Source organism: Rhodoferax lithotrophicus, assembly GCF_019973615.1.
Taxonomy (GTDB): Bacteria; Pseudomonadota; Gammaproteobacteria; order Burkholderiales; family Burkholderiaceae_C; genus Rhodoferax; species Rhodoferax lithotrophicus.
Genome location: NZ_AP024238.1, coordinates 1,822,579 through 1,846,477, shown reverse-complemented (window position 1 = coordinate 1,846,477; position 23,899 = coordinate 1,822,579). Strand labels below are relative to the sequence as shown.

Genomic DNA, 23,899 nt, shown 5'->3' with positions numbered 1-23,899 from the left:
ACGCGCAAGAAGGAGAAGCTATGTCAGCATCTAAGACCATGATCAGCAGCCTGAGGCGTTTTGCAACTGCCCTCACCAAAGGCATTTTTGAAATCTCACACAACAGCGTCGCCTTGATTGGCCTGCTGGTATTGTTTGCAGCAGTCACCTTGGTGGCTCGCCCAGAACTTCGTCACATTGGCGAAATCCAACTCTTCAGTTGGCTCCAGGAGCGTCAGTTTGAAGTGTCCGGTGTAGTCAGCGATTTGCTCGCCAGTGATCGCGCTACCGCCTCAGACCCCAAACAATTGCCGAAGCAGCAAGCTGCAGTTGCCTTGTGGCTAAGCAAAAAATACAACGTGGCTCCCGAGCCCGTCAGCGCCATTGTTTCTGAGGCCTACAACGTTGGTCAACGATCCAAATTGGATCCCACTCTGATCCTGGCGGTGGTTGCCATTGAATCTGGCTTCAACCCATTTGCCCAAAGCCACGTTGGTGCCCAAGGTCTGATGCAAGTCATGACGCAGGTTCACAGCGACAAGTACCAAAGTTTTGGCGGCAAATTTGCTGCTTTTGACCCATTGGCCAATTTACGTGTGGGTGTCAAAGTCCTGCAAGACTGCATTCGCATGGCTGGCACGATTGAAGGTGGCCTGAAATCATATGTTGGTGCAGCCAACTCTGAAGATGATGGTGGCTATACCGCCAAAGTGATGGCAGAGCATGCCAGATTGCAATTGGTTGGCCTGGGCCGCCAAGTTCCCACATGGGAAGCAAGCAACACCGCAGCCAACTTGCCAGTGGTTAACAAATCCAAAGAAGCCATACCCAGCCATTCCACTGAAACACCTGCAGTAACTCCGTTACCTGAATCCAAGCCTGACAAAGATGCTGTTCTGGCATTGAAATAAACACGTCAGTTAAAATAGTCCCGCACGCAACTGGCGATAGGCAGCCCTTCTCCATGGGGTGCTGCTGAAGTGGGAACACCACGGGGGAGCGTGCCGCAAAGCCTTTTGGTTTTGTGATCAGCCGTTCGCCTGGGCACCTTAACCCGCAGGCCCATTGTCTTTAAGGACTCCCATGTTCAACCGAAACATTCTTATCGAGCAAACCGACCCAGAGCTGTTTGCTGCCATTCAATCCGAAAACCAGCGTCAGCAAGACCACATCGAGTTGATCGCCAGTGAAAATTACGCCTCACCTGCTGTCATGGCCGCCCAAGGCACCCAGTTGACCAACAAATACGCCGAAGGTTACCCCGGCAAACGCTATTACGGTGGCTGCGAGTTTGTGGACATTGCTGAGCAACTGGCAATTGACCGTGTGAAACAAATTTTTGGTGCCGAAGCCGCCAATGTGCAACCCCATTGCGGCGCATCTGCCAACGAAGCTGTGTTTCTGGCCTTTTTGAAACCTGGCGACACCATCATGGGCATGAGTCTGGCTGAGGGCGGCCACCTGACCCATGGCATGGCTCTGAACATGAGCGGCAAATGGTTCAACGTGGTGAGCTACGGTCTGGATGCCCATGAAGCGATTGATTACGATGCCATGGAACGCAAAGCCCATGAGCACAAGCCGAAACTGATCATTGCCGGTGCCAGTGCCTATTCTTTGGCGATTGACTTTGAGCGCTTTGCCAAAGTTGCCAAAGATGTGGGCGCCATCTTCATGGTCGACATGGCGCATTACGCCGGCCTGATTGCCGCAGGCGTTTACCCCAACCCGGTGCCACACGCCGACATTGTGACCAGCACCACGCACAAGAGCCTGCGTGGCCCACGTGGCGGCATCATTTTGATGAAGGCGCAGCATGAGAAAGCCATCAACAGCGCCATCTTCCCTGGCCTGCAGGGCGGCCCGCTGATGCACGTGATTGCCGCCAAAGCGGTGGCCTTCAAGGAAGCCCTGCAGCCCGAGTTCAAGATTTACCAGCAGCAAGTACTGACCAACGCCCGCATCGTGGCCGAAACCCTGACCGAACGGGGCCTGCGCATTGTCAGTGGCCGCACCGAATCCCATGTGATGCTGGTGGACTTGCGTTCCAAAAACATCACCGGCAAAGAAGCTGAAGCCGTGTTGGGCAGTGCCCATATGACCATCAACAAAAATGCCATTCCGAACGACCCAGAAAAACCCATGGTAACCAGTGGCGTGCGCGTGGGAACACCGGCCATGACCACCCGCGGCTTCAAGGACGAAGAAGCACGACTCACGGCCCACCTGATCGCCGACGTGCTGGACAACCCGCGTGACGAAAGCAATCTTGCCACGGTGCGCGCCAAAGTGCACGCTTTGACAGCTCGTTATCCGGTTTACGGTTAATCCCCGATGAAGTGCCCCTTCTGCAGCCACCCCGACACTCAAGTGGTGGAAACACGGGTGTCTGAAGATGGGAGCTTTATTCGCCGCAGGCGCCGTTGCGCGTCCTGCGACAAACGCTTTACGACTTACGAGCGGCCCGAAGTCACATTCCCATCCATTGTGAAAAAAGATGGAAGGCGTATTGAATACGAGCGCGCCAAACTGTTGGCTTCCATGAAATTGGCGCTACGCAAACGACCTGTTAGTACCGAACAGGTCGACAGTGCCATTGAACGTATTGAAGAAAAGCTACTCAACCTGGGCCTGCGCGAGGTACTGTCGACCCGCATCGGCGAACTGGTCATGTTCGAGCTGAAAAAACTCGACAAAGTCGCCTATGTGCGTTTTGCCAGTGTGTACAGAAGCTTTGAAGACATTGATGATTTCAAAACACTGGTGGATGAGGTGGGTCGGTAAAACAGCCTACTTCCAGCATATATCTCGAGACAGAGTCCCAGTGACTCCTTTGACACCTTGCTCTGTGATGGTAAATGATCCACAAGCATCTGAAGCCATTGCTGCATCGGATTTGGGTTGCATGGTTAACGTGTAACTGCTTGCCGTCACGACCGAACCCGTGGGTTCAACCAGTTCATACATTTGTGTACCTTCGGCGGGTGCCTTTTTTAATACGCCTGGAATCTGGCTGTACACCGTATTGCCAGCACGATCCTGGTCATATCTGTCATTGGCGGTGTAAAAGCGCTCCATAAATTGAGCAGCTTGTAATAGCTGAACACGTGCATCTGCACGACGCCCTTTGGCTATGTAGCTGGTATATGAAGGGACAGCAATGGCAGCCAATAAGCCAAGAATAGCAACCACAATCATCAACTCAATCAAGGTAAAGCCTTTGCCCAGTTGATGCCCAGTTGGCGAATGTGTTTTCATGTATTTTCTAACAATTGAAATTAAAGATCGTCCACATTAGCGCATAAACAGCTGTCGCCATTCACGCGATTTGATGGTCATGCTTGGCGTCGCTACAGGCTTGCAGTTTCCTATCGCAGCACAGCTTAGTTTGACCATATTTCCAGTACCATCACTTCCAGTAATACCAGTAAAGACTGTTTGGTTATCGTTACTGCTCGCATTCACTTTCAACCAAGTATTACGGCCATCGGCCTTTGCCGTAAATCCGCTAACCATAGCATCATTGGTATTAACTTGACCGTCCCCATTAGTATCCAGCACTTGCTCACCAGGCCCTGCTCCTGTCAAACCATCAATCAAATAGACATACCCAGTACCTTGCCCACTTTGCGCGCACAAATTAGTAGACACATTGCTGGGTGAGATGGCATCTACAGCCACAAAACGATCCAATAGGGCTTCCAATGGATACACCACCCGCTCACCACTGTTGGGTAAATTAATGAACCACCCTCTTGTTGTGGCGCTCCAACTGACCACATTACGAGAAACTGAAAAATATGTCACATCCACCGTCGAGGTGGTGAGATCACTGTTCACAACCGTTCGACTTAATGTTTGTGCAGTCGAAATCGTTTGCTGAACCAAATGGGTCGTATCTGTTTGAGGAATACCTGTCGCAGCGACTGCACTGCCAAACGGTTGGCTATCCCACACCCCATACAACGTTTGTTGTGAGGTGGTTGAAAGATCGGTAGTTTCAAAAAACTTGCCTGTTCCTGCAACAACCACATACTCCTGCAGTTCTGGGTGATTGGCATCCACAGGTGGTTTTTTCAGGACAGCAGGTGCTGCGGTGATTGGCTTTGTGCTGCCAACAGCCAGCAAAGGACTGCCAGACAAGCCAACAACCCAATCTGACGAAGATGCACCGCTAAGATCAAATTTCCACAAGTTACCCTTTAGATCCCCGGCATAGGCTCCAATGATTTGCTGATACTTGTTCCGAACCACACGCACCCCACCCAAACCATTGCTCGGGCCTGCTTCCGCAATCAGTTCCTTCAATAATGCGCCCGTATTGAGATTGACCACAAAAAGCCGAGCAGAACCAGAGGCGCTCATCTGACCATTGCCAAAAATTGCCACCCAATCACCACTAGGCAATGGCCCAGCTTGTACGTCCGTCAAAACATGCCCCAATTCAGCGAAGCCAGTGCTTGCTGAGCTCACCTCCCACAATACACTGCTGGCATCCATGGCCAACGGATCAGTCACATCCAAGGCAAAAACTGACTTGGCACCTGCACCTGTTGTCCCTAACAACACATTTTTCCAAGCGCTACCGTTATAAGTCGCTGATTCAACCATTGGACCATCCACGTAATAGCGGTGTGAATAAGCCTTGTCTGCCAACAAGCTGATCGTAGGCAAGACCGCTTTGGGCACATATGCAAACACTTCTATACCACCATCATCGGGTTTGGTAGGTGTACCGTCACGAAATGCATGCAACATTCCATCGTTGGCACCTACAAACAATACCCCCTCTGTATTGGAGGCGTTGTCCGTGACGAAGCTGCGGTAACTGTCTGCCCCGGTAACGGTTGATCCACTTTGATCGTATTTCAGATCAACACCACGCTTGACCAACATGGGGCTGGAGTTAACGATATCTCCCAACCTGGCCTCGCGCGTTCTGTACAAACCAAAATCACCTTCATTCGTTGCATCACCACGCAAATAATTAATCAAATCGTTATTCACCGTGCCCGTCATCAGTCCAGTTAAACCGGCTGCATACATGGCGCTGTAGGTAAAGTTGACTGCTTTGGGTGCGGTGGCCGAACCATTACCGACCACAATATTTCGAGATGCATGGCCGGGTATTTGCGACAGTGCATCACCTGTCAAAGGATCCGTACTCTCTACTTGCCAAGCGGTACTCACCTCATTGCCATTCAAGGGATTCAGGTTGCGTGATGTAACATTGCCAACCCATGAGCCGGTGGTGTATTGCGGTGTGTATTTGCGTGTGCCATCCACCAGATTGGCGGTAGACACAGCCACACCTGACTGCGAAGAACTGAGCTTGTTGATGCTTGTCATCATTCTTTCAACTGCAGTGGTCAAGGTATCAGAATCGCGTGCACTCAAAAACTGTCCGCGTGAATTAACTGCAGCATGCCACATGTCGTCAATCGCCTCCGCACTATCGGCTTTGGCTACCGGCCATAAAGTGTCCCCCGTCGCAAGGTTGGCCAAGGTTGCAGTTGTTTGTTCCAACGTGCCATAAACACCCAAACCAATACCGTAAAAAGATACGTTCTGCCAAAAAGATTCATTAATGCCACTGATGGCTGCCACATTGTTTTGCATATTAGGTTGTAAATCGTTCACCCAATATTTCATGGCCACATCAGCCAACGTATTTGACGTCACGTCCTTATACGGGTAAGCCGCTTTGTACTGGTAAGTGGAACCGGTCGCACTGGTAATTACGGGACCATCGGTGCCGTCCACATTACCGACAGTTGGATCGGTACTGTTCCAATAACCATCACTCATGAGCAGCATGTTGGAGCGTCTGCAGCTCGCAAAATTGGCAATGGCTTCAGTGCCCCCACTGGTGCTTGTACTGGTACTGGTTGACGTATAACTTGGCATGGAGCCCCAGGGCCCATCACTGTCTGAGCGACTGAAGTACTGGCCTACCTTGTCCATAGATGTGCGACTAGGTGTATTACCACTGCCACTGGTGCCTGAACCATACAACCAATCATAAAAAGCCTGCTTGCGCGAAGTGGTAAACAAGCTGACACCCGCAGTCAAAGCAGGGCTATTTCCGCCCAGTTTTGAAATCGTGCCCCAACCCAAACGGAACGTAGATGTCAATGGTTTAAATGCCAAACCGATTCCGGTACGGGCCAACTCCACGCGTTTGGAATGGTAAAGCTTCCAGTTGGCATAATTTTGCTGCTCATTGGCCCAGGTGCAATACTTTTGTGTGGAACCACCTGCCGTAGTGAACACACCGTTGCAATCCGTGCGTTTTTCAAACGCCGGGTATTCGGTCGTCGAACTGTCTGCCGTGTTGGGGTAAGTCACGCCAGACTTGGCACCTACAGCCAAGGGGCTGCCTGAATCAGGTGTGTAAGGCGAAAAATAGCTCAGTGAATCGACGCTACCAGTTCCATCCCACATTTGATTCACGGCAGTTGCCGCTATGGAAATCATTGTGGGTGTATTAAATGAGGCTTTTGTGCCTTTTGCAGTGGTCACTTTGCTGACTGATGTGGCCTTGGTATAACCAGAACCCGCCGTGGTTATGCTGACACCCGTGATGGCACCACTGCCACTCACGCTGCTGACTACACCCAAGGCAGTTACACCACCCACAGAAGTTGGAGCTTTAAACGTGACCACATCTCCCACCTTGTAGTTCTTGCCGCCGCTTTTAACGGTGATACTGCCCACTTTGTAATTGGCTGGAACCGTGGGCTGATAAAAATATACATTGAATGAACTGACATTACTTGCCACACCTGGATCTTTGTCCGTGCCATCTGCATTCACACGCAGTTTGTAAAGAATGCGCGGGTCATAAGTCATCATGTTGACATCGGGTGACTGGCAAGCCTTCCCTACAGAACCGCTGCTGGATGCACACGATGGCTCTGAATACTGAAACATATAGTCCCACGCCATCGAACCAGAATTGTCAAACACAAACACCAAGTTGGGTTCTGCAGCCGAACTCTGCGTCAACAAAGGGGTTTGCGCCATTTGCCCAAAGGCAGATAAAGTTGACAAACAGGCCATCAGCAAGACCCATAGACAACGAAGAATGAATTTGTTCATGTTGAACCTCCGTCAATATTTATCGTGTTAGGGGCTGGTGCCACCATAGTCACCACCATCATTTCCGCTACCACCACCGGCACCACCACCACCACCGCCTGCACCAGCAGGCATCATCAATTCAATGGTTGACTGCAACCAGACCTCGGTGCCTGAGGGGCGACGACTTGCGCCACTGGCGACAGCCTGCACCTCAGGGCCAAAACCGCGAACAGTGATGACAAAAGAAACCGTGTTGGATGCAGCACCGCCTGCTGGCATTTGCATTGGCAATGCCTCAACCATACATTCTGGCGGACGGCTAAACGTACCCGACAATCCGGTTTGGTTCACGGCTGTTCCGGGTAAGACATAGGTTGCCGTTGTACTGGCGTTATCCCAATTACTCATGATTTTCCAAGTAGGCGTACTGCTGTAGCTGAGTACATTGGTCGCGATATCAAAGGTTGTCACAAAGGTGGGAGAGCTGCTATAGCCAGAAAGCACGGCATCCTCACAATAACGCAGCGCAATTTCAGCAGCCTGTGCGGCCAAATTGGCGGTTCGAACAGCACCAGAGGCGGTTTCTGTGGAGGTCGAATTACGCACCGAGAATGTGGCAAGCATGGAGATCACCACCAAAATGATCAGCGCCACAATCAGCACTACACCGCGTTGTGGCTGCATGCGCTTGGTTTGACAAAAACTGTTCATGACACGACCTCAGTTAACCCGGTTGCGCAACACCACTGTGGTGGAGTAAGCGCGGCGCATGCGCAAATCTGGCGGATTTGTCTCCAACGTACCGTCACATTTGATGTAGCGCGCCGAAGCCAAGTTATCAAGCACAGGGCTTTCACTACGCGCCACCACACACAAGCGAACTGTCTGCACACGCCCCCAACGGGTGGGGTCATCAGGCAAGGCTGCCAAATCATCAGCACTCAATACCTCGTCCGCATTCAAGTAGCCTGAAACCGTCAAAGTACCGGTGCCCAAACTTGCACCCAAACCCGTGCCGTAACTCAACTGCAAGTCTTCGATGTTTTCAATCAACGGTTGTGGCGTTGCATTGCCATTACCTTTGCAATACAGACTGGGGGAAACGATAAGTGTGGAAGTTCCCACATAAAAACGGTTATCCGCCACGTAGAAAGGTACCGAAACCGTGCTGGTTGTCGTGCCATTGACTTGTGTCACATTTGCGGTGGACATAGGGATGCTTTGACCCAGACAATCAGTCGGCACACCGGTTCCAGTTGCTTCCGTGTTGTAGGCATCTGCCTCGTAGCTCACAGCGATGGAGTCCGGTTTGGAGGCGTCGGTGGTACATGTCAATGCAGCCAAATTAGCCGCTGAAGTGATGTTGCTGAACCGGCCATCGCAGCCACGCAAAATGTAGGTCGCTGTGCCGGCTACGGCACAGGTATCCACGTTGGCAAGATTGACCACACGTGCTGCGTAAACCGGGTTACGTGGACACGCACTGGTACGGTTGGCTTGCTTGGGATTGCTTCCCGCCATACGCAGGTGTTGGCTCAAGATGGACAACGCAGCGTTGGCATCTTCGTTCATGCGTCCTTGTGCCTCCGCCAAGCGTGATGTATTTGAAGAACCCAAATAGGTTGCCATGGTGGCCAAAATCACCACCAAGCCAATAGCCATGGCCACCATGAGCTCAACCAGCGACAACCCACGCTGAGTGTTTGATGAGATCAATAAGGATGATTTCATAATTTGAACCTGACGTACAAACAACGTGGTTTCAGGTCAGCATACGATGACAATGCATCTGGACAATTGTCTGAATTGGTGGGGTTAATTGAGGCAAATGTGGAGGGCTCAGTCCAAATAATCCACAAATTGCCATCGGTCGCACCGGCTGCGGCATCCCGCTCAACCCGCATCCCGCCAGCAGGTAGCTCAGCATCAAGTTTCCAATTGGTGTAGTTCTTGTCCAGAGTTGCCAGGGTTGTTGCTGTGCAATCGGGATAAGCGCAGCTACTGCTCGGCGCAGTCAAACCTTTGCGATTGCCGTTGTAGGTGAGCGCCTCGACATAATCACCGTTTGTAAATCCGGCAATATTGGCTCGCATGCGCTCAATATGCCCCGCCGCCAACACCGAGGCCGTGGCACGGTACCCTGCAATTTTGGGCAATTGCACAGAATAGGCCAGCATGCTCCCCAATGACAGCAATCCAAATGACATGATCAGAATAGTTACCAGAACCTCAATCAGGGAGGTACCTGCCTGACGATCAAGCCTATTCAGCATATAGCGTGTTGGAGCATAAAACTGCTTGTTTTTCATAGCTTTACCAATCACTTCATGTGCAGGACGCATTGCCATCACCAGCCACACGACCACGCCCACCAATACTCACACAAACTGTTCGCTGCACATCAGCCTTGAACTTGCCGCCACCAAACTGCATCGTGACCACGCCGGAAGACAAATTTCTGATACGCCCCGTAGCAGTAAATTCAAATTTGGTAGATGACCCTCCCGTGGTCTGCAATACGTAATCCAGTGATGTCAATGCCGCTTGCCTGCGCAGCACCGGGTCGGTACTGGAGGCACTCCGGTCACCATTACCGTCCTGATCATAAAAAACAATCCAGCCAGTCGCCCAACCTATACCCCCCGTACCCGAACCACTGCCACAGACGGGACTCGTGGCTTCAGGGCTGTCACTGCGGCACAGAATGACCGCCCCCCCACGACGCAAAGCCTCGCTGCGCGCAAAGCGCAAATCGCCCAAAAACGTATTCACACTGGTGCTGATGCTGCTGGACTGAATCAGGTGCTTGAAAGAAGGCACCGCCAAAGAAGCGAGCACAGCAGCAATGGCCACTACGACCATCAACTCGACCAATGTGAAACCTCTTGATTTACTCATGCCTTGGATTATGTGACAGACCATCCCCTGAGACTGTACTGGCCAGACTAATGGTCACCACCGGTGGATGAATGGCAGATCAAACCGTCTTGCAAACATAACCCGCACCTACAATTTCAAGCTGCCACCCAAAACCAATCAGTTACCCCCATCAAGGCTACCGTTTTGAACGTAAAACCGAATATGACTGTCATCTTGCTGGCGCTGATGATGGTGCTAGTGCCTGCCGTAGGGGTTCCACATGAAGAGTTGCTGCAAGACACACTGAAATCCATGGTGGTCAGCTTCTTTGCGCTGGCTGCCGCTATCGCCTTTTTTTGGCCCTACCGCCTAAATGGATTTAGGTTCAGACTGCATTGGATTCAGCTCTTGCCAACCGGTTTGTTGATTTATGCACTGGGCAGCATGGCATGGTCACACACCTATTTGGCGGCCGTCGAATCGGTTCGTTGGTTTGTTTTCAGTCTGATCCTTTTTTTGGGGCTTAACAGCCTGACACTCAAGCGAATCAACTGGTTGGCCTGGGGAATCCACATAGGTGCTGTGCTGGCATCCCTATGGGCGACCTGGCAATTTTGGTTTGACTGGCCCTATTTTGCACAAGGCCCCGCCCCGGCATCGAGTTTTCTCAACCGCAATTTTTTAGCTGAATTTCTGGTTTGTACCCTGCCCTATTCGGTACTGCTGCTGACACGTTTACAAGACAAAACCAGCGTCATGCTGCTGACCTTTTCACTGGGCTGGAACATCGTTGCATTGATGATGACTGGCACACGTTCAGCGTTGATTGGTCTGGTCATTTTGCTGATTCTGCTACCCGCCATTACCCTGCTGTACCGCCGTCAATGTGTCTCTTCTGGATGGAAAACACCTCATTTCGCGGGATTCATTGCCGTGCTGGCGATCACCGTACTGGGTTTGGGGAGTCTGCCCACCGCCCACCATCAACTGGTCAAGGAATTTGGCTCAGTCAATGCAATCGAACGTGCTTTCAGCCGCACCATGTCTATTGCCCAAACCCAAGAGTACAGCAGCGGCTCAATTGCAGTGCGACTGCAACTCTGGCGTGCAACGGCCCAAATGATTGCCGCACACCCTATCGCCGGGGTTGGTGCGGGCGCATGGGAGGTGCAAATTCCCTTGTATCAGGATCACGACACGCAGAAAGAAACCGATTTTTACGCTCATAGCGAATTTCTGCAATTGCTGGCTGAATATGGATTGATGGGCTGGTTCTTTATCGCCCTTCTGTTGCTCTACTTGTGCCGTTCAGCATTAAAAACCTGGACGGACCAATCCACCCAAGGCCAACGTGAAGCCCCTCTTCGGGCCTTCACGTTGGCCAGCTTGTTGGTACTCATGGTTGTTAGTGGCAGCGAATTTCCTTGGCGCATGGCCAGTACCGGTGCCATGTTTGCCTTGAGTCTTGCGGTACTTGCTGCCTCTGATGCGCGGCTAGGCACCAGCTATCAGCCTTGGATCCACTGCAAATCAACCCATGTAATCACAGCCTTATGTTTGACCGCGGTATGTATTGGCCAAGCCATCTATATTGCCCAACAGGCGATTGAATGCGAAAGCAAACTGGTTCGTGCCAGCAAATTGGCGCTTTCAATCGCCGCCTCAGGGACATCCCAAGACCCACGCTGGAATGCCCCTAAAACACAAATGCTGGAGCTGCTTCAGCAAGGCATTGCCATCAACCCACACTACCGCAAACTGACTCCTTTGGCTGCCGATGCAATGCTGACCTGGGGGGACTGGAAAAACGCTACCTGGGTGTGGGAATCGGTGCTGGCATCACGCCCCTACATCGTGGGCATGCTGGCCAATGCTGCGCGCGGACATATTCAGGCCAAAGAATTTGATCTGGCACAAGACCGACTCAACCGAGCGCTTCAAATCCAACCCGAAGCTGCCTCCCTGGCCTCAGTTCAAATCATGCTCTGGAGCCGATCTGGCCATATCGCTCAAGCCATGCAACAAGCTCAATCACTCTTAGACAGTGGGTTTCTCGACTATGATCTGCTTCAATCTGCCTATTATTTAGGCACTCGGCATCAAAATCCTGCACTGGCCATTCAGGCACTAAAGCTGGGCATCCAAACCTGGCCCCACCGGGCTGTGGATGGTTGGCTCAAGCTGGGACATATTTATGCATCAGCCCAAGTGCAAGATGAAACTCAGGCACTCCAAGCTTATCAAGAGGCGATCAATGCCTGCTCGCCTGAGTTCAGATCATCAGTTTTAGCCATGATTACACCCAACTACCGCGCCAGGATTTCACTCCCATAGCCACGGACATTCATAATCCAACCAATACAGGACGCTTGTAAACGCGTTATTTCGTACCTTCAGCCCATAATTTCGACAGAAATTTCAGGCGACCCCTTTTTCAGATCACCCCCGACACATGCCTTCCATCTTGAGCCAATCTCTGGCATTAGCCAGTCAAAGCCTGCGCCTCACCTCCCCCAACCCCCGCGTCGGCTGCATCATCACCACCCCCGATGGGCGCGTGCTTGGTCAAGGTCACACCCAGCGCGCTGGTGGCCCACATGCCGAGATCATGGCTTTGCGAGATGCGGCAGAAAAGGGCAACCCGGTTCAGGGCGCTACCGCATTCGTGACGCTGGAACCCTGCTCGCATCACGGGCGCACTGGCCCGTGTTGTGATGCACTGATCGCCGCAGGCATCCGTCAAGTAGTCGCCATCCATGCAGACCCTAACCCACTGGTGGCTGGCCAAGGATTTGCGCGCCTGCGCGCGGCTGGCATACAAGTCCAAGTCTTGCCTGCTGACGACCCCCTTGCCCTTCAGGCGCATGAACTCAACATCGGTTTTTTCAGCCGGATGATTCGGAAAAAACCGTGGGTACGCCTGAAGATGGCCGCCTCACTGGACGGTCAAACTGCGTTACAAAATGGTGCCAGCCAATGGATCACCTCACAGGCTGCACGCACTGACGGACACGCCTGGCGGGCTCGCGCCTGTGCCGTGCTCACCGGCATCGGAACCGTGCTAGCCGACAACCCCAAGCTGGATGTGCGACTGGTCGACACACCACGCCAACCCCATGTGGTGGTGGTGGACAGCCGTCTTGAAACACCGCTTGACGCTGCACTATTCATAGCTGGTCGCGCTTGTTTCATCTACGCTGCAGTACCAAATGATGCCAAAAAAGCAGCACTTGAAGCGTGTGGTGCCACGGTCATCTACTTGCCAGGCCAGGTGCCAAACACACCAGACAAGGTCGATCTCAGCGCCATGCTGCTTGACTTGGCCCAACGTGAAATCAACGAATTACACGTAGAAGCAGGCCACAAGCTCAATGGCTCTTTGATTCGCGAAGGCCTGGTGGATGAATTTCTGGTCTACCTTGCCCCCAAGCTGTTGGGCCTTGGCCAGGGCATGGCCCACTTTGGTCCGCTCAGCTCACTCGACGACGTGATTCAGCTGGAATTTCACAACATTGAGCGCATAGGCGCTGACCTGCGACTGCTGGCCAGAACCGAAGGGCATCCCAATTTTTAAGTAAACTGCAACTTCGGCGATTTAAACGCTATTGAATAAATAGCTAATAGCGCCTGTTAAACAAGCGCTACAAGCCTAAAAGGCTTATATTTTTCAAACCTCATAGCAACCAATGCCGGGCCTCTTGGTGGCCTGATAGTGTCCTCATCAGCAAGCTGATCATTTTTACCTGCGAAAATAACTCGATGTTTACAGGAATCATCACCGGCATCGGCCGCATCACCGCCATTGAGCCCTTGGGCCAAACGGCCATTCATGGCAAACGACTCACCATCCACTGCCCGCCCCATTATCTGGACGACACCACCTTGGGTGACAGCATTGCACTCAACGGAGCCTGTATGACCGTGACCTCGGTCAACACGGCACACCCGCAGTTCACCGTGGATATCTCCGCAGAGTCGCTCAGCAAAACTGCCGGTCTGGATGCCATGGGCCCGATCAACCTCGAAAAAGCGCTGCGTGCGCATGACCGATTGGGCGGGCACATTGTCTCAGGGCATGTGGACGGTGTAGGCAGCGTGACACAGTTTGAGCAAATCAGCGAAAGCTGGTGCCTGCGGGTGCTGACCCCCAAAACCTTGGCCAAATATTTGGCATTCAAAGGTTCCATCACCATCAACGGGGTCAGCCTCACCGTTAATCAGGTGACTGATTTAGTGGACGGATGTGAGATCAGCATCAACCTCATTCCGCACACCGTACAAAACACGGCGCTGCAAGTTTTGAAACCCGGCTCACGGGTCAACCTTGAAATTGATTTGATCGCCCGTTATGTTGAGCGCATGCTCAGCCCAAACAGTGAAACCGCTGCCCTTTGAAATTCAGGCACCCCATTTTGGACAATCCCTTATGACTACTCTAGCCCCTGTGGCCATCTCACCTGTTGAAGATATCGTGGCCGACATGCGCGCCGGGCGCATGGTGATTTTGGTCGATGAAGAAGACCGTGAAAACGAAGGTGACCTGATCATGGCCGCCGACCATGTCACCGCCGAAGCCGTCAACTTCATGGCACGTTTTGGCCGTGGCCTGATCTGCCTGACCCTGACCAAAGAGCGCTGCGAGCGTTTGCAGCTCCCGCCTATGACCGCTCGCAATGGCGACAAAAAAGGCACCGCATTCACCGTGTCCATTGAAGCCGCAGAAGGTGTCACCACCGGTATTTCAGCGGCCGACCGGGCTTGCACGGTGCAAGCTGCTGTGGCCAAAAATGCCAAACCTGAAGATTTGGTGCAGCCCGGCCACATCTTCCCCTTGCAAGCGGTTGAAGGCGGTGTGCTGATGCGTGCTGGCCACACCGAGGCCGGGTGTGATTTGGCCGCCATGGCGGGCTGCACCCCAGCGGCCATGATTTGCGAGATCATGAAAGACGATGGCACCATGGCCCGCTTGCCTGATTTACAGCTGTTTGCCGCAGAACACGGCCTGAAAATTGGCACTATTGCCGACCTGATTCACCACCGCAGCCGTATGGAGACACTGGTTGAACATGTCGGCGCGCGCCAGCTCAAAACCGCCTTTGGCGAATTTACTGCCCACGCCTTCAAAGACAAAACCGCCCACGGCGTACACCTGGCACTGGTCAAAGGTGAATGGAGTCCAGAAGATGCTGTCTTGGCCCGGGTACATGAACCCTTGTCGGTGCTGGACGCGCTGGAAGTTGGCCGCACCATGCACTCCTGGAGTCTGGATGCCAGCCTGGCACGGGTCGCATCCGAAGGCAAAGGCGTGGTGGTATTTTTGAACTGTGGTGAAAGTGGCGACCAATTGCTGGCCCAATTTGGCGGCACGGCACGGGCCAGCCACGGACCGGAACGCGGGCGTATGGATTTACGTTCGTACGGCATTGGCGCACAAATCCTGCGTGAATGTGGTGTACACAAAATGAAACTGCTGGGCACACCGCGTCGTATGCCCAGCATGACTGGCTACGGACTTGAAATTGTGGGCTACGTGACCCCTTGAACCCTCCCACTTTGTATTGGAATAACCCATGTTGATCGCAGACCAAGGCAGTTTGGACACCACCGACCCCCGCCTAGACGGCAAAAAACTCACCATCGGCATCGTGCAGGCGCGCTTTAATGCGGACATCACCGATGCCCTGGCAACCGCCTGCAAAACTGAGTTACTGGCACTGGGTGTACCAGAAAAACACATCACCCTGGTGCAAGTCCCTGGTGCCCTGGAGGTGCCTGTAGCCTTGATGGCCATGGCTGAAAAACTCAAATTTGATGCGCTGATCGCTCTGGGCTGCATCATCCGGGGGGAAACCTACCACTTTGAACTGGTGGCCAATGAGTCTGGGGCTGGCGTGAGCCGCGTGGCACTGGATTACCAGCTGCCGATTGCCAACGCCATTCTGACCACCGAAAACATGGATCAAGCAGTCGCAAGACAAACTGACAAAGGCCGTGATGCCGCCCGAGTGGCAGTTGAAATGGCTAACCTACTGGATCACATTTAATGAGCGACTCTAGCCACCCTACGCCCTCCAAACGCCCGCCACGTCAACCCCGCAAAGGTCTGACCAGCATGGGTGTCCGCAAAGCCGCCAGTAAATCAGACCGTTCCCGCTCCCGCGAGTTTGCCGTCCAGGCGCTCTACCAGGTGCTGGTAGGCAAAAATGATGCGCAGTCAATTGACGCTTTTACCCGCGATCTGTCCGGTTTTAACAAAGCTGACTCGGCACACTTTGACGCACTGCTGCATGGCTGCGCCGAACAGGCCGAAAACCTGAATGCACTCATCATGCCTCTGCTGGATCGCCCTCTCACCGAGATTTCACCGGTAGAACATGGCGTGATGTGGATTGGTGCTTACGAGCTGAAGCATTGTCTGGATGTACCGTGGCGCGTGGTGCTGAATGAATGTGTTGAATTGGCCAAGGAATTTGGTGGCACCGATGGTCACAAATACGTCAACGGTGTGCTCAACGGCTTGGCGCGCCAACTGCGTGAAGCCGAAGTGGCCGCCGACAAAAACGCTACACCTTAAGCCCGATGCGAGTGACCCAGCGCGCCCAGCGTATTGAGCCTTTTTATGTGATGGAAGTGGCCAAAGCCGCCAGCACGGTGGCGGCCCAGGTGGCACACACCAACTCGCCCATGGTATTTTTGAACATTGGTGAGCCCGACTTCACCGCCCCGCCCTTGGTGCAAGAAGCCGCCGCCCGGGCCATTCGCGATGGCTTGTCGCAGTACACACCGGCCACCGGTTTGCCGCAGTTGCGCGAATGCATCAGCGCCTGGTACACCAGCCATTTTGGGGTCAGCGTACCGGCCGGCCGGATTGTGGTCACGGCCGGTGCATCGGCTGCGCTGCAGTTGGCTTGCCTGGCCCTGATTGAGGCTGGTGACGAAGTCCTTATGCCTGACCCCAGTTACCCCTGCAACCGGCATTTTGTGTCGGCGGCGGAGGGCACGGCGGTGCTTATCCCCACCACTGCAGCCGAACGCTTTCAGCTCAGTGCCGACAAGGTGGCTGATGCCTGGAACGGGCACACACGAGGGGTGCTATTGGCCTCCCCCTCCAACCCGACCGGCACATCGATTGCGCCGGATGAACTGCGCCGCATTCATAACGTGGTAAGCCAGCATGGCGGCATCACGCTGATTGACGAAATCTACCTGGGCCTGAGCCATGACGCGCAATATGGCCAGACGGCGCTGGTGCTGGATGATCAGATCATCAGCATCAACAGTTTTTCCAAATACTTCAACATGACCGGCTGGCGGCTGGGCTGGATGGTGGTACCTGAGGCCCTGGTGCCCGTGATTGAGCGGCTAGCGCAAAACCTGTTCATCTGCCCCAGCACGATTGCGCAATATGCAGCACTGGCCTGTTTCGAGACGGCAAGTTTGGCTGAATTTGAGCGCCGTCGAGCTGAATTCAAAGCCCGGCGTGACTACTTCATCCCTGCGTTGAAGTATCTGGGATTAGACGTACCCGTGACGCCCGATGGGGCGTTTTACGCTTGGGCCAATTGCCGCACCGCCTGCGAAAAGCTGGGGGTCAGCGGCAGTTGGGATTTGGCTTTTACACTGATGGATCGTGCCCACGTTGCAGTCACCCCTGGGCGCGACTTTGGCCATGCGGACACCCACAACTTCATCCGCTTTTCAACGGCTAACTCCATGGCGCAATTACATACGGCAATTGACCGACTGAAAGTGCTGCTGGCATGAGTGACGCACCACCGTCCAAAGAAGTTTTTTCGTGGCCAGTACGGGTCTACTGGGAAGACACCGATGCTGGTGGAATTGTGTTTTACGCCAACTACCTGAAGTTTTTTGAACGCTCCCGTACCGAGTGGCTACGCGCCAAAGGCATCCACCAGCATGACTTGCGTCAAGCCACCGGCGGCATGTTTGTGGTGGGCCAGGCAGACGTGCATTATCTGAAAAGCGCCAGACTCGACGATGAACTTTTGGTGACAACCTCGCTCCAACACGCAGGCAGGGCTTCCATAAGTATTCACCAACAGGCATTTTTGCAAACCCCAACCCGCCATGAGCTGCTGTGCCAAGCCACCATCCGGGCCAGCTGGGTCAACGCCAACACACTCAAACCGTGCAGGATTCCACCCGAAATTCTGCATGCTCTGACCTGAACCTATTGATTACATTCGACTAGCCCACCATGAACCAAGACCTTTCCATCATTCAACTCGTCTTACACGCCAGCGTGGTGGTGCAAGCGGTGATGCTGCTGCTGATCACGATTTCGATCGCCAGTTGGGCGGCCATTTTTCGCAAACTTTTTTCTCTGGGCAAAGTCAAACAACTTAATGACATTTTTGAACGGGAATTCTGGTCTGGCAGCAATTTGAACGAGTTGTTTGCAGCTGCCAGCAAAAATGCCCGCACTGCCGGGCCCATGGAGCGCATTTTTGCCAGTGGCATGCGTGAATACCAGAAACTGCGCGAACGCCGCATCACCGATGCCAATACCCTGATGGACGGTGCACGCCGGGCCATGCGGGCCAGCTTTCAGCGCGAAATGGATGTGGTAGAAACCCATCTGAGCTTTCTGGCCTCAGTGGGCTCGGTGTCACCCTATGTCGGTCTGTTTGGCACGGTATGGGGCATCATGCATTCTTTCACCGGTCTGGCAGCCTTGACCCAAGTCACACTGGCTACCGTAGCCCCCGGCATTGCTGAGGCCTTGGTATCCACCGCCATTGGTCTGTTTGCCGCCATTCCAGCGGTGGTGGCCTACAACCGCTTTGCCCGCGACATTGACCGTACCTCCATTCGGCTGGAAACCTTCATTGAAGAGTTCTCCAACATTCTGCAACGCAATGTGGGAGCGCAGTCGGCATCTGGCCACTGACGCTTTCAGGAGACCACCATGGCAGCTATTGCCCACCGCGGACGCGGTCGTCGCACCATCAACGAGATCAACATGGTGCCTTTTATTGACGTGATGCTGGTGCTGTTGATCATTTTTATGGTCACCGCACCATTGATTGCCCCGAGTGTGATTGATCTGCCCAGCGTGGGCAAGGCAGCCAAGCAGCCTGATCAGGTAGTACAAGTCATCATTGGTCAAGATGAAGCCTTGCAACTCAAAATCAAAGACCAGAGCAGCAGTGTCAATATCAAAGCCTTGGCCAAAGTGGTTCAACAAGCCCAAGCGGAGGCACCCAACACCGCTGTGGTGATCAGCGCGGACAAATCCGTGAAATACGAAGCCGTGGTCAAGGTCATGGACACTTTGCAACGTGCCGGCATCGCCAGGGTGGGCCTGTCCGTTCAATTGACACCTTGATCCACATTCCATGCAAGCTGCTGCTGATCGACTTGAATTTGCCCCGCCGCCAACGGCTGGGCTGCTGCGCTCCCTGCTGCTCGCCTTGATCGCCCATGGCTTGCTGATCGCCGCCTTAACCTGGGGTGTGCAATGGAAGCGTGATGCCGAAATCGTCAGTGCAGAAGCCGAATTGTGGGCCAGCGTGCCCGTGGCTGCCGCACCCAAATTACAAGAGCCCCCACCAGAACCGCCCGTTGAGACCCCACCTCGGCCAGAGCCCAAACCAGCACCCACCCCCGCACCCGAACCCGAAGCGCAACCGCCCAAAGTGGACATTGCTTTGGAAAAAGAAAAACAACGCAAACTGAAAGAACGCGCACAGCAAGCTGAACAGGAAAAGTTCAGACAAGAACAACTCAAACAAGAGAAGCTCAAACTCGAAAAAATCAAACAGGACAAGCTACTCAAAGACAAGTTGCAGGCTGAAAAGCTCAAAACCGAGAAGCTCAAACAAGAGCAGGCTGACAAGGCCAAACACGCCGAAGACAAGAAGAAAGAAGAACTTCAGGCCAAGCAACTGGAAGTACAACGCAAAGCCAGCTTGGCCCGCATGATGGGACTGGCCGGTGCCAGCGGTGGCCCCAATGCCACCGGCACAGCACTCAAATCTGCCGGGCCGTCGGCCAGCTACAACGGAAAATTTATTGCTGCAGTCAAGCCAAATATTGTGTTTACCAAAGAGGACTCAAAAGACATTATTGGCAATCCAAGTGCAGAATTTGATGTTCGAGCATCTTTTGATGGCACCATCATTTCAACGAAATTGCTAAAGTCAAGCGGCAACAAAGCATGGGACGATGCAGTGCAAAAAGCTCTTGATAAGACAAAAGTACTACCCCGTGATACTGATGGCAGTGTCCCACAGTGGCTTGTGGTCTACTTCAGGCCCAAAGATTAGCTATACAATTAATAGCATTTAGCGCTTTATTTATAAGCACTAGAGGCTAATTAGTCATAAATTATTTCAGCTTTACCGGGTGTCACCTGCGCCCACCAGCTAGCCAAGGCCGCATCTGTAGGGTAGAACTTGGCACGCTCACCCAGTTGCAGCTCGGCGCTGGCCGACCCTTCGTCACTGACACAGTGGAGCGCCATACGCACTCCCAAGCCGCGCCACAGGTCACCCTGCTCGGTGACCTCTTTTTGCGCAGGAAAGTCTTTCAACAACCGAGCCAGATCCAAACGCATACCCTGTGGGCCAGTGCTGGCGCTGACCCGCAGGTATTTGCCAAAACGGCAACGCGCCTGCTCCAGGCTCCAGATTTGCGTCACCGTGAGCTGCATGCCACCCGAGAAACGGTCAGGTTGCTGCTTGCCCATGACGATGATCAATTCATCATCTTTGAGCAGGTCTTTGTGGGCATTGATCAACGCCTCGTCGGCCCGCGCCTCGATCACACCGGATTTGTCATCCAGCTTGAACAGGGCCAGCTTGCCACGCTGACCGTTGATGACACGGAAATCGGTGACGATGCCCGCCAGCAACTGCGGCTCGCGGGTATCAATCAAGTCGGTGATCGGGCGTTTGGCAAAGCGACGCACCTCAGCACTCACCTCGTCAAACAGATGGCCTGACAAATAAAAGCCAATCGCCGTTTTTTCATAGGTCAAGCGTTCTTTGACACCCCACGGAGTCGCTTGTACCAAGTCAGGCTCCTGGGTGCTGGAACCATGCTCATCCGCCCCACCCATGTCAAACAAACTGCATTGGTTGGCATTGGCCAGTGCAGCTGCGCCGAACTCAAAAGCCAAATCCACACTGGCCAGCAAACTGGCGCGGTTAAGTTCAATAGCATCAAAGGCTCCAGCCTTGATCAAGGCTTCCACTGTGCGCTTGTTGATGCGGCCGCGATCCACCCGGGCGCAAAAATCAAACAGACTCTTGAATGGGCCATTAGTGTCACCATGTGGCCCCACACCCCGGCCTTCACGTGCCGCCACAATCGCCTCAATGGCCTGCTGACCACTGCCTTTGACGGCACTCAAGCCATAACGGATCACCTTGTCAGACACCGGCTCAAAGCGGCTGACACCCCGGTTGACATCCGGCGGCTCAAACGTCAGGCCCATTTTGAGGGCATCTTCCAGCAAGACCTTGAGCTTGTCGGTGTCGTCCATTTCCACCGTCATGTTGGCGCAGAAAAATTCGGCGGTGTAGTGCACCTTGAGCCAGCCGGTGTGGTAGGCCAGCAGCGAGTAGGCCGCGGCGTGTGACTTGTTGAAGCCGTAGCCGGCAAACTTCTCCATCAAGTCAAAAACTTCGTCGGCCTTGTCCTGGTTGATGTCATTCTTGGCCGCACCGTCGCGGAAAATCTGGCGGTGCCGAGCCATCTCGTCGGCATCTTTTTTACCCATGGCGCGGCGCAACATGTCGGCACCACCGAGCGAGTAGCCGCCAAGAATCTGCGCCGTTTGCATCACCTGCTCCTGGTAGACCATGATGCCGTAGGTCTCTGAGAGCATGTTGGCCACCAGCGGGTGCGGGTACTCCACCACCTCACGGCCATGTTTACGCGCCACAAAGCTGGGGATCAGGTCCATCGGGCCAGGGCGGTACAAGGCGTTCAAGGCAATCAGGTCTTCCAGCCGCGTCGGTTTGGCATCACGCAACATGCCTTGCATGCCGCGCGATTCAAACTGGAACACGGCCTCGGTCTTGCCCTCCTGGAACAAGCGGTAGGTGGGCTTGTCGTCCAGCGGCAGGTTCTCAAAGGCAAAGTTCTCTTGCCCCGGATGGCGTTTGATGATGAACTCGCGGGCGATTTCCAGAATGGTCAACGTGGCCAGGCCCAAAAAGTCAAACTTGACTAGGCCAACCGCCTCCACGTCGTTCTTGTCATATTGGCTGACCGCCGATTCGCTGCCGGGTTGCTGGTACAACGGGCAGAAGTCGGTGAGTTTGCCCGGCGCAATCAACACGCCCCCAGCGTGCATGCCGATGTTGCGCGTCATGCCCTCCAGCTTGCGGGCCAGCTCCAGCAGGGTGCGCACGTCTTCTTCTTTGGCTTCACGCTCGGCCAGGATCGGTTCGGCCTCGGTGGCGTAAACCATCTTGTCGTCTTTTTTCTTGTCGGGCGGCGGCAGTTGCAGGGTCACTGCCACGCCGGGTTTGTTGGGAATGAGTTTGCTGATGCCGTCGCAAAAGGTGTAGCTCATGTCCAGCACCCGGCCCACGTCGCGAATCGCCGCGCGGGCTGCCATGGTGCCGAAAGTGGCAATCTGGCTGACCGCGTCCTTGCCGTATTTTTCTTTCACATAATCGATCACCCGGTCACGGTTGCCCTGGCAAAAGTCAATGTCAAAGTCGGGCATGGACACCCGCTCGGGGTTCAAAAAGCGCTCAAACAGCAGGTTGTATTGCAGCGGGTCCAGATCGGTGATCTTCAGCGCATAGGCCACCAGCGAACCAGCCCCGGAACCGCGCCCCGGCCCGACCGGGCAGCCGTTGTTTTTGGCCCAGTTGATGAAGTCACCCACGATCAGAAAGTAGCCCGGAAAGCCCATCTTCAGAATGGTGGTGAGCTCAAACTCCAGCCGCTCCACGTAACGCGGCATCTCGGCCTCACGCTTGGCTTCATTGGGGTAGAGGTGGGCCATGCGCTCCTTCAGGCCCTCATGCGAGGCGTAACGAAAGTACTCATTGGCCTCCATCACCACACCATTCACTGGCGGGATCGGAAAGTCTGGCAATTGCGGTTTGCCCAGCACCAGGCTCAGATTGCAGCGCTTGGCAATCTCCACGCTGTTGGCCAGGGCAGAGGGCAGATCGGCAAACAAGGCCTGCATCTCGGCGCTGGTCTTGAAATACTGGTCGCGAGTGAAGCGGCGGACCCGGCGCGGGTTGGCCAGCATCTCGCCTTCGGCAATACAGACGCGCGCTTCATGCGCCTCAAAATCTTCTGGAGCCAAAAATTGAATCGGGTGTGTAGCCACCACCGGCAGTTGCATACGCTGTGCCAATTGCACGGCTGCGGCCACCTGCGGCTCATCGTCCGGGCGGCCGGCACGCTGCAGTTCCAGGTAAAAACGGTGCGGAAACACGCCCGCCAGTTGCAAGGCCGCATCCAGCGCCCGCGCTTCATCACCTTGCAGCAGGGCTTGCCCGACCGGCCCGGCTTGTGCGCCAGAGAGGCAAATCAGCCCAGTATTGAGTTCGGTCAGCCAGGCCAGAGTCACACTGGCCTGGGTTTTATTGGCGTTTTGCGTCCAGGCTCGGGCCAACAGCTCAGACAAATTCAGGTAGCCCTGCTTGTTTTGCACCAACAGCAGCACTCGGGAGAGTTGCCCCAGTTCTTTGCCCAGGCCTTCAAGCCAGACTTCCGCTCCCATCAGGGGTTTGACCCCGCGCTTGCGCCCCTCTTTGTAGAACTTGATGGCCCCAAAAAGGTTGCTCAAATCCGAAATGGCCAGTGCAGGTTGATCATCTGCCGCGGCCGCTTTGACCACCTCGTCGATGCGTGTGGTGCCGTCAATGACGGAAAATTCGGTATGCAAACGTAAGTGGACAAACATGGGCTTCAAGTATGATGATCACAATGGCCCATCGTCTCCAAATGGAGTGTTGGCCATCAAATGTTGGATTGTAAG

21 protein-coding genes and 1 riboswitch are annotated in these 23,899 nt (G+C 54.0%); of the genes, 14 read left to right on the top strand and 7 right to left on the bottom strand.

All coding sequences use genetic code 11. The features are described from left to right. The first annotated feature begins 20 nt into the window (after nt 1-20). The 3 genes from LDN84_RS08530 (at nt 21) to nrdR (ending at nt 2,763) form a co-directional block, all read left to right on the top strand. Entirely contained in the window at nt 21-890 is an 870-nt protein-coding gene (locus tag LDN84_RS08530; RefSeq protein WP_223911162.1) for a lytic transglycosylase domain-containing protein, read from the top strand. A gap of 16 nt (nt 891-906) precedes the next feature. Next, nucleotides 907-1,032, top strand: a riboswitch (ZMP/ZTP riboswitch). A 30-nt stretch (nt 1,033-1,062) separates the two neighbouring features. Beyond that, nucleotides 1,063-2,307, top strand: a complete 1,245-nt coding sequence (gene glyA / locus LDN84_RS08525; protein WP_223911158.1) for a serine hydroxymethyltransferase — start codon at nt 1,063-1,065, stop codon at nt 2,305-2,307. 6 nt (nt 2,308-2,313) lie between these two features. After that, nucleotides 2,314-2,763 carry a transcriptional regulator NrdR gene (gene nrdR / locus LDN84_RS08520; protein ID WP_223911155.1) on the top strand — a complete coding sequence of 150 codons (450 nt, stop codon included), beginning with the start codon at nt 2,314-2,316 and terminating at the stop codon, nt 2,761-2,763. Nucleotides 2,764-2,769: 6 nt separating this feature from the next. On the opposite strand, the gene LDN84_RS08515 is transcribed toward nrdR, so the two are convergent. From LDN84_RS08515 to LDN84_RS08485, 6 genes are read right to left on the bottom strand one after another with little or no spacing between them, the layout of a single operon-like run. Further along, the gene (locus tag LDN84_RS08515; protein WP_276572422.1) at nt 2,770-3,237 is read right to left on the bottom strand and encodes a type IV pilin protein; all 468 of its coding nucleotides are present in this window, start codon (nt 3,235-3,237) and stop codon (nt 2,770-2,772) included. Nucleotides 3,238-3,273: 36 nt separating this feature from the next. After that, on the bottom strand, nt 3,274-7,080 hold the full coding sequence (locus LDN84_RS08505) for a pilus assembly protein (RefSeq protein WP_223911152.1): 3,807 nt from the start codon (nt 7,078-7,080) through the stop codon (nt 3,274-3,276). A 27-nt stretch (nt 7,081-7,107) separates the two neighbouring features. Continuing rightward, complete coding sequence (locus LDN84_RS08500; RefSeq protein ID WP_223911148.1) at nt 7,108-7,773, bottom strand: pilus assembly PilX family protein; 666 nt, start codon at nt 7,771-7,773, stop codon at nt 7,108-7,110. A gap of 9 nt (nt 7,774-7,782) precedes the next feature. After that, the gene (locus tag LDN84_RS08495) at nt 7,783-8,793 is read right to left on the bottom strand and encodes a PilW family protein (protein WP_223911145.1); all 1,011 of its coding nucleotides are present in this window, start codon (nt 8,791-8,793) and stop codon (nt 7,783-7,785) included. Continuing rightward, a complete protein-coding gene (gene pilV, locus LDN84_RS08490; protein ID WP_223911142.1) occupies nt 8,790-9,404 on the bottom strand; it encodes a type IV pilus modification protein PilV in 615 nt (204 codons plus the stop codon). Before pilV ends, LDN84_RS08495 begins: the two co-directional genes overlap by 4 nt. Next, complete coding sequence (locus tag LDN84_RS08485) at nt 9,388-9,960, bottom strand: GspH/FimT family pseudopilin (RefSeq protein ID WP_223911139.1); 573 nt, start codon at nt 9,958-9,960, stop codon at nt 9,388-9,390. The genes pilV and LDN84_RS08485 overlap by 17 nt, the downstream gene beginning before the upstream one ends. Nucleotides 9,961-10,143: 183 nt before the next feature. Here LDN84_RS08485 and LDN84_RS08480 point away from each other — a divergent pair, with 183 nt between their 5' ends. The 11 genes from LDN84_RS08480 (at nt 10,144) to LDN84_RS08430 (ending at nt 20,210) form a co-directional block, all read left to right on the top strand. After that, entirely contained in the window at nt 10,144-12,255 is a 2,112-nt protein-coding gene (locus LDN84_RS08480; RefSeq protein WP_223911136.1) for an O-antigen ligase family protein, read from the top strand. Nucleotides 12,256-12,373: 118 nt separating this feature from the next. After that, nucleotides 12,374-13,495, top strand: coding sequence for a bifunctional diaminohydroxyphosphoribosylaminopyrimidine deaminase/5-amino-6-(5-phosphoribosylamino)uracil reductase RibD (ribD, locus tag LDN84_RS08475; protein WP_223911133.1), 1,122 nt, complete (start codon nt 12,374-12,376; stop codon nt 13,493-13,495). 185 nt (nt 13,496-13,680) lie between these two features. Beyond that, a complete protein-coding gene (locus LDN84_RS08470; protein WP_223911130.1) occupies nt 13,681-14,316 on the top strand; it encodes a riboflavin synthase in 636 nt (211 codons plus the stop codon). 31 nt (nt 14,317-14,347) lie between these two features. After that, nucleotides 14,348-15,463, top strand: coding sequence for a bifunctional 3,4-dihydroxy-2-butanone-4-phosphate synthase/GTP cyclohydrolase II (ribBA, locus tag LDN84_RS08465; protein ID WP_223911127.1), 1,116 nt, complete (start codon nt 14,348-14,350; stop codon nt 15,461-15,463). Between the two features lie 28 nt (nt 15,464-15,491). Next, nucleotides 15,492-15,965: a 6,7-dimethyl-8-ribityllumazine synthase gene (gene ribH / locus LDN84_RS08460; protein ID WP_223911124.1), complete on the top strand. Its 474-nt coding sequence runs from the start codon at nt 15,492-15,494 to the stop codon at nt 15,963-15,965. Next, entirely contained in the window at nt 15,965-16,495 is a 531-nt protein-coding gene (gene nusB, locus LDN84_RS08455; RefSeq protein WP_223911122.1) for a transcription antitermination factor NusB, read from the top strand. Before ribH ends, nusB begins: the two co-directional genes overlap by 1 nt. Before the next feature lie 5 nt (nt 16,496-16,500). Then, complete coding sequence (locus LDN84_RS08450) at nt 16,501-17,685, top strand: pyridoxal phosphate-dependent aminotransferase (RefSeq protein ID WP_223911118.1); 1,185 nt, start codon at nt 16,501-16,503, stop codon at nt 17,683-17,685. Continuing rightward, nucleotides 17,682-18,110, top strand: a complete 429-nt coding sequence (gene ybgC, locus LDN84_RS08445; protein ID WP_223911115.1) for a tol-pal system-associated acyl-CoA thioesterase — start codon at nt 17,682-17,684, stop codon at nt 18,108-18,110. Before LDN84_RS08450 ends, ybgC begins: the two co-directional genes overlap by 4 nt. Before the next feature lie 29 nt (nt 18,111-18,139). Then, on the top strand, nt 18,140-18,832 hold the full coding sequence (gene tolQ / locus LDN84_RS08440; RefSeq protein WP_223911112.1) for a protein TolQ: 693 nt from the start codon (nt 18,140-18,142) through the stop codon (nt 18,830-18,832). Nucleotides 18,833-18,850: 18 nt separating this feature from the next. After that, nucleotides 18,851-19,270: an ExbD/TolR family protein gene (locus tag LDN84_RS08435; RefSeq protein ID WP_223911109.1), complete on the top strand. Its 420-nt coding sequence runs from the start codon at nt 18,851-18,853 to the stop codon at nt 19,268-19,270. Nucleotides 19,271-19,280: 10 nt separating this feature from the next. Next, nucleotides 19,281-20,210 (top strand): energy transducer TonB, encoded by a 930-nt coding sequence (locus LDN84_RS08430; RefSeq protein ID WP_223911107.1) that lies wholly within the window; start codon nt 19,281-19,283, stop codon nt 20,208-20,210. A 50-nt stretch (nt 20,211-20,260) separates the two neighbouring features. Here LDN84_RS08430 and dnaE read toward each other — a convergent pair whose 3' ends face one another. Continuing rightward, nucleotides 20,261-23,824, bottom strand: a complete 3,564-nt coding sequence (dnaE, locus tag LDN84_RS08425; protein ID WP_223911104.1) for a DNA polymerase III subunit alpha — start codon at nt 23,822-23,824, stop codon at nt 20,261-20,263. Between the last annotated feature and the right edge of the window lie 75 nt (nt 23,825-23,899).

Excerpts from the sequence above, each read along its gene's own strand:
- ribD (WP_223911133.1), top strand. The coding sequence starts at position 12,374 with ATGCCTTCCATCTTGAGCCAATCTCTGGCATTAGCCAGTCAAAGCCTG.
- nusB (WP_223911122.1), top strand. The coding sequence starts at position 15,965 with ATGAGCGACTCTAGCCACCCTACGCCCTCCAAACGCCCGCCACGTCAA.
- LDN84_RS08485 (WP_223911139.1), bottom strand. The coding sequence starts at position 9,960 with ATGAGTAAATCAAGAGGTTTCACATTGGTCGAGTTGATGGTCGTAGTG.
- LDN84_RS08495 (WP_223911145.1), bottom strand. The coding sequence starts at position 8,793 with ATGAAATCATCCTTATTGATCTCATCAAACACTCAGCGTGGGTTGTCG.
- ribH (WP_223911124.1), top strand. The coding sequence starts at position 15,492 with ATGTTGATCGCAGACCAAGGCAGTTTGGACACCACCGACCCCCGCCTA.
- ribBA (WP_223911127.1), top strand. The coding sequence starts at position 14,348 with ATGACTACTCTAGCCCCTGTGGCCATCTCACCTGTTGAAGATATCGTG.
- LDN84_RS08515 (WP_276572422.1), bottom strand. The coding sequence starts at position 3,237 with ATGAAAACACATTCGCCAACTGGGCATCAACTGGGCAAAGGCTTTACC.
- LDN84_RS08450 (WP_223911118.1), top strand. The coding sequence starts at position 16,501 with ATGCGAGTGACCCAGCGCGCCCAGCGTATTGAGCCTTTTTATGTGATG.
- nrdR (WP_223911155.1), top strand. The coding sequence starts at position 2,314 with ATGAAGTGCCCCTTCTGCAGCCACCCCGACACTCAAGTGGTGGAAACA.
- LDN84_RS08480 (WP_223911136.1), top strand. The coding sequence starts at position 10,144 with ATGACTGTCATCTTGCTGGCGCTGATGATGGTGCTAGTGCCTGCCGTA.
- LDN84_RS08435 (WP_223911109.1), top strand. The coding sequence starts at position 18,851 with ATGGCAGCTATTGCCCACCGCGGACGCGGTCGTCGCACCATCAACGAG.
- tolQ (WP_223911112.1), top strand. The coding sequence starts at position 18,140 with ATGAACCAAGACCTTTCCATCATTCAACTCGTCTTACACGCCAGCGTG.
- LDN84_RS08470 (WP_223911130.1), top strand. The coding sequence starts at position 13,681 with ATGTTTACAGGAATCATCACCGGCATCGGCCGCATCACCGCCATTGAG.
- LDN84_RS08430 (WP_223911107.1), top strand. The coding sequence starts at position 19,281 with ATGCAAGCTGCTGCTGATCGACTTGAATTTGCCCCGCCGCCAACGGCT.
- glyA (WP_223911158.1), top strand. The coding sequence starts at position 1,063 with ATGTTCAACCGAAACATTCTTATCGAGCAAACCGACCCAGAGCTGTTT.
- LDN84_RS08530 (WP_223911162.1), top strand. The coding sequence starts at position 21 with ATGTCAGCATCTAAGACCATGATCAGCAGCCTGAGGCGTTTTGCAACT.
- LDN84_RS08505 (WP_223911152.1), bottom strand. The coding sequence starts at position 7,080 with ATGAACAAATTCATTCTTCGTTGTCTATGGGTCTTGCTGATGGCCTGT.
- ybgC (WP_223911115.1), top strand. The coding sequence starts at position 17,682 with ATGAGTGACGCACCACCGTCCAAAGAAGTTTTTTCGTGGCCAGTACGG.
- pilV (WP_223911142.1), bottom strand. The coding sequence starts at position 9,404 with ATGCGTCCTGCACATGAAGTGATTGGTAAAGCTATGAAAAACAAGCAG.
- dnaE (WP_223911104.1), bottom strand. The coding sequence starts at position 23,824 with ATGTTTGTCCACTTACGTTTGCATACCGAATTTTCCGTCATTGACGGC.
- LDN84_RS08500 (WP_223911148.1), bottom strand. The coding sequence starts at position 7,773 with ATGAACAGTTTTTGTCAAACCAAGCGCATGCAGCCACAACGCGGTGTA.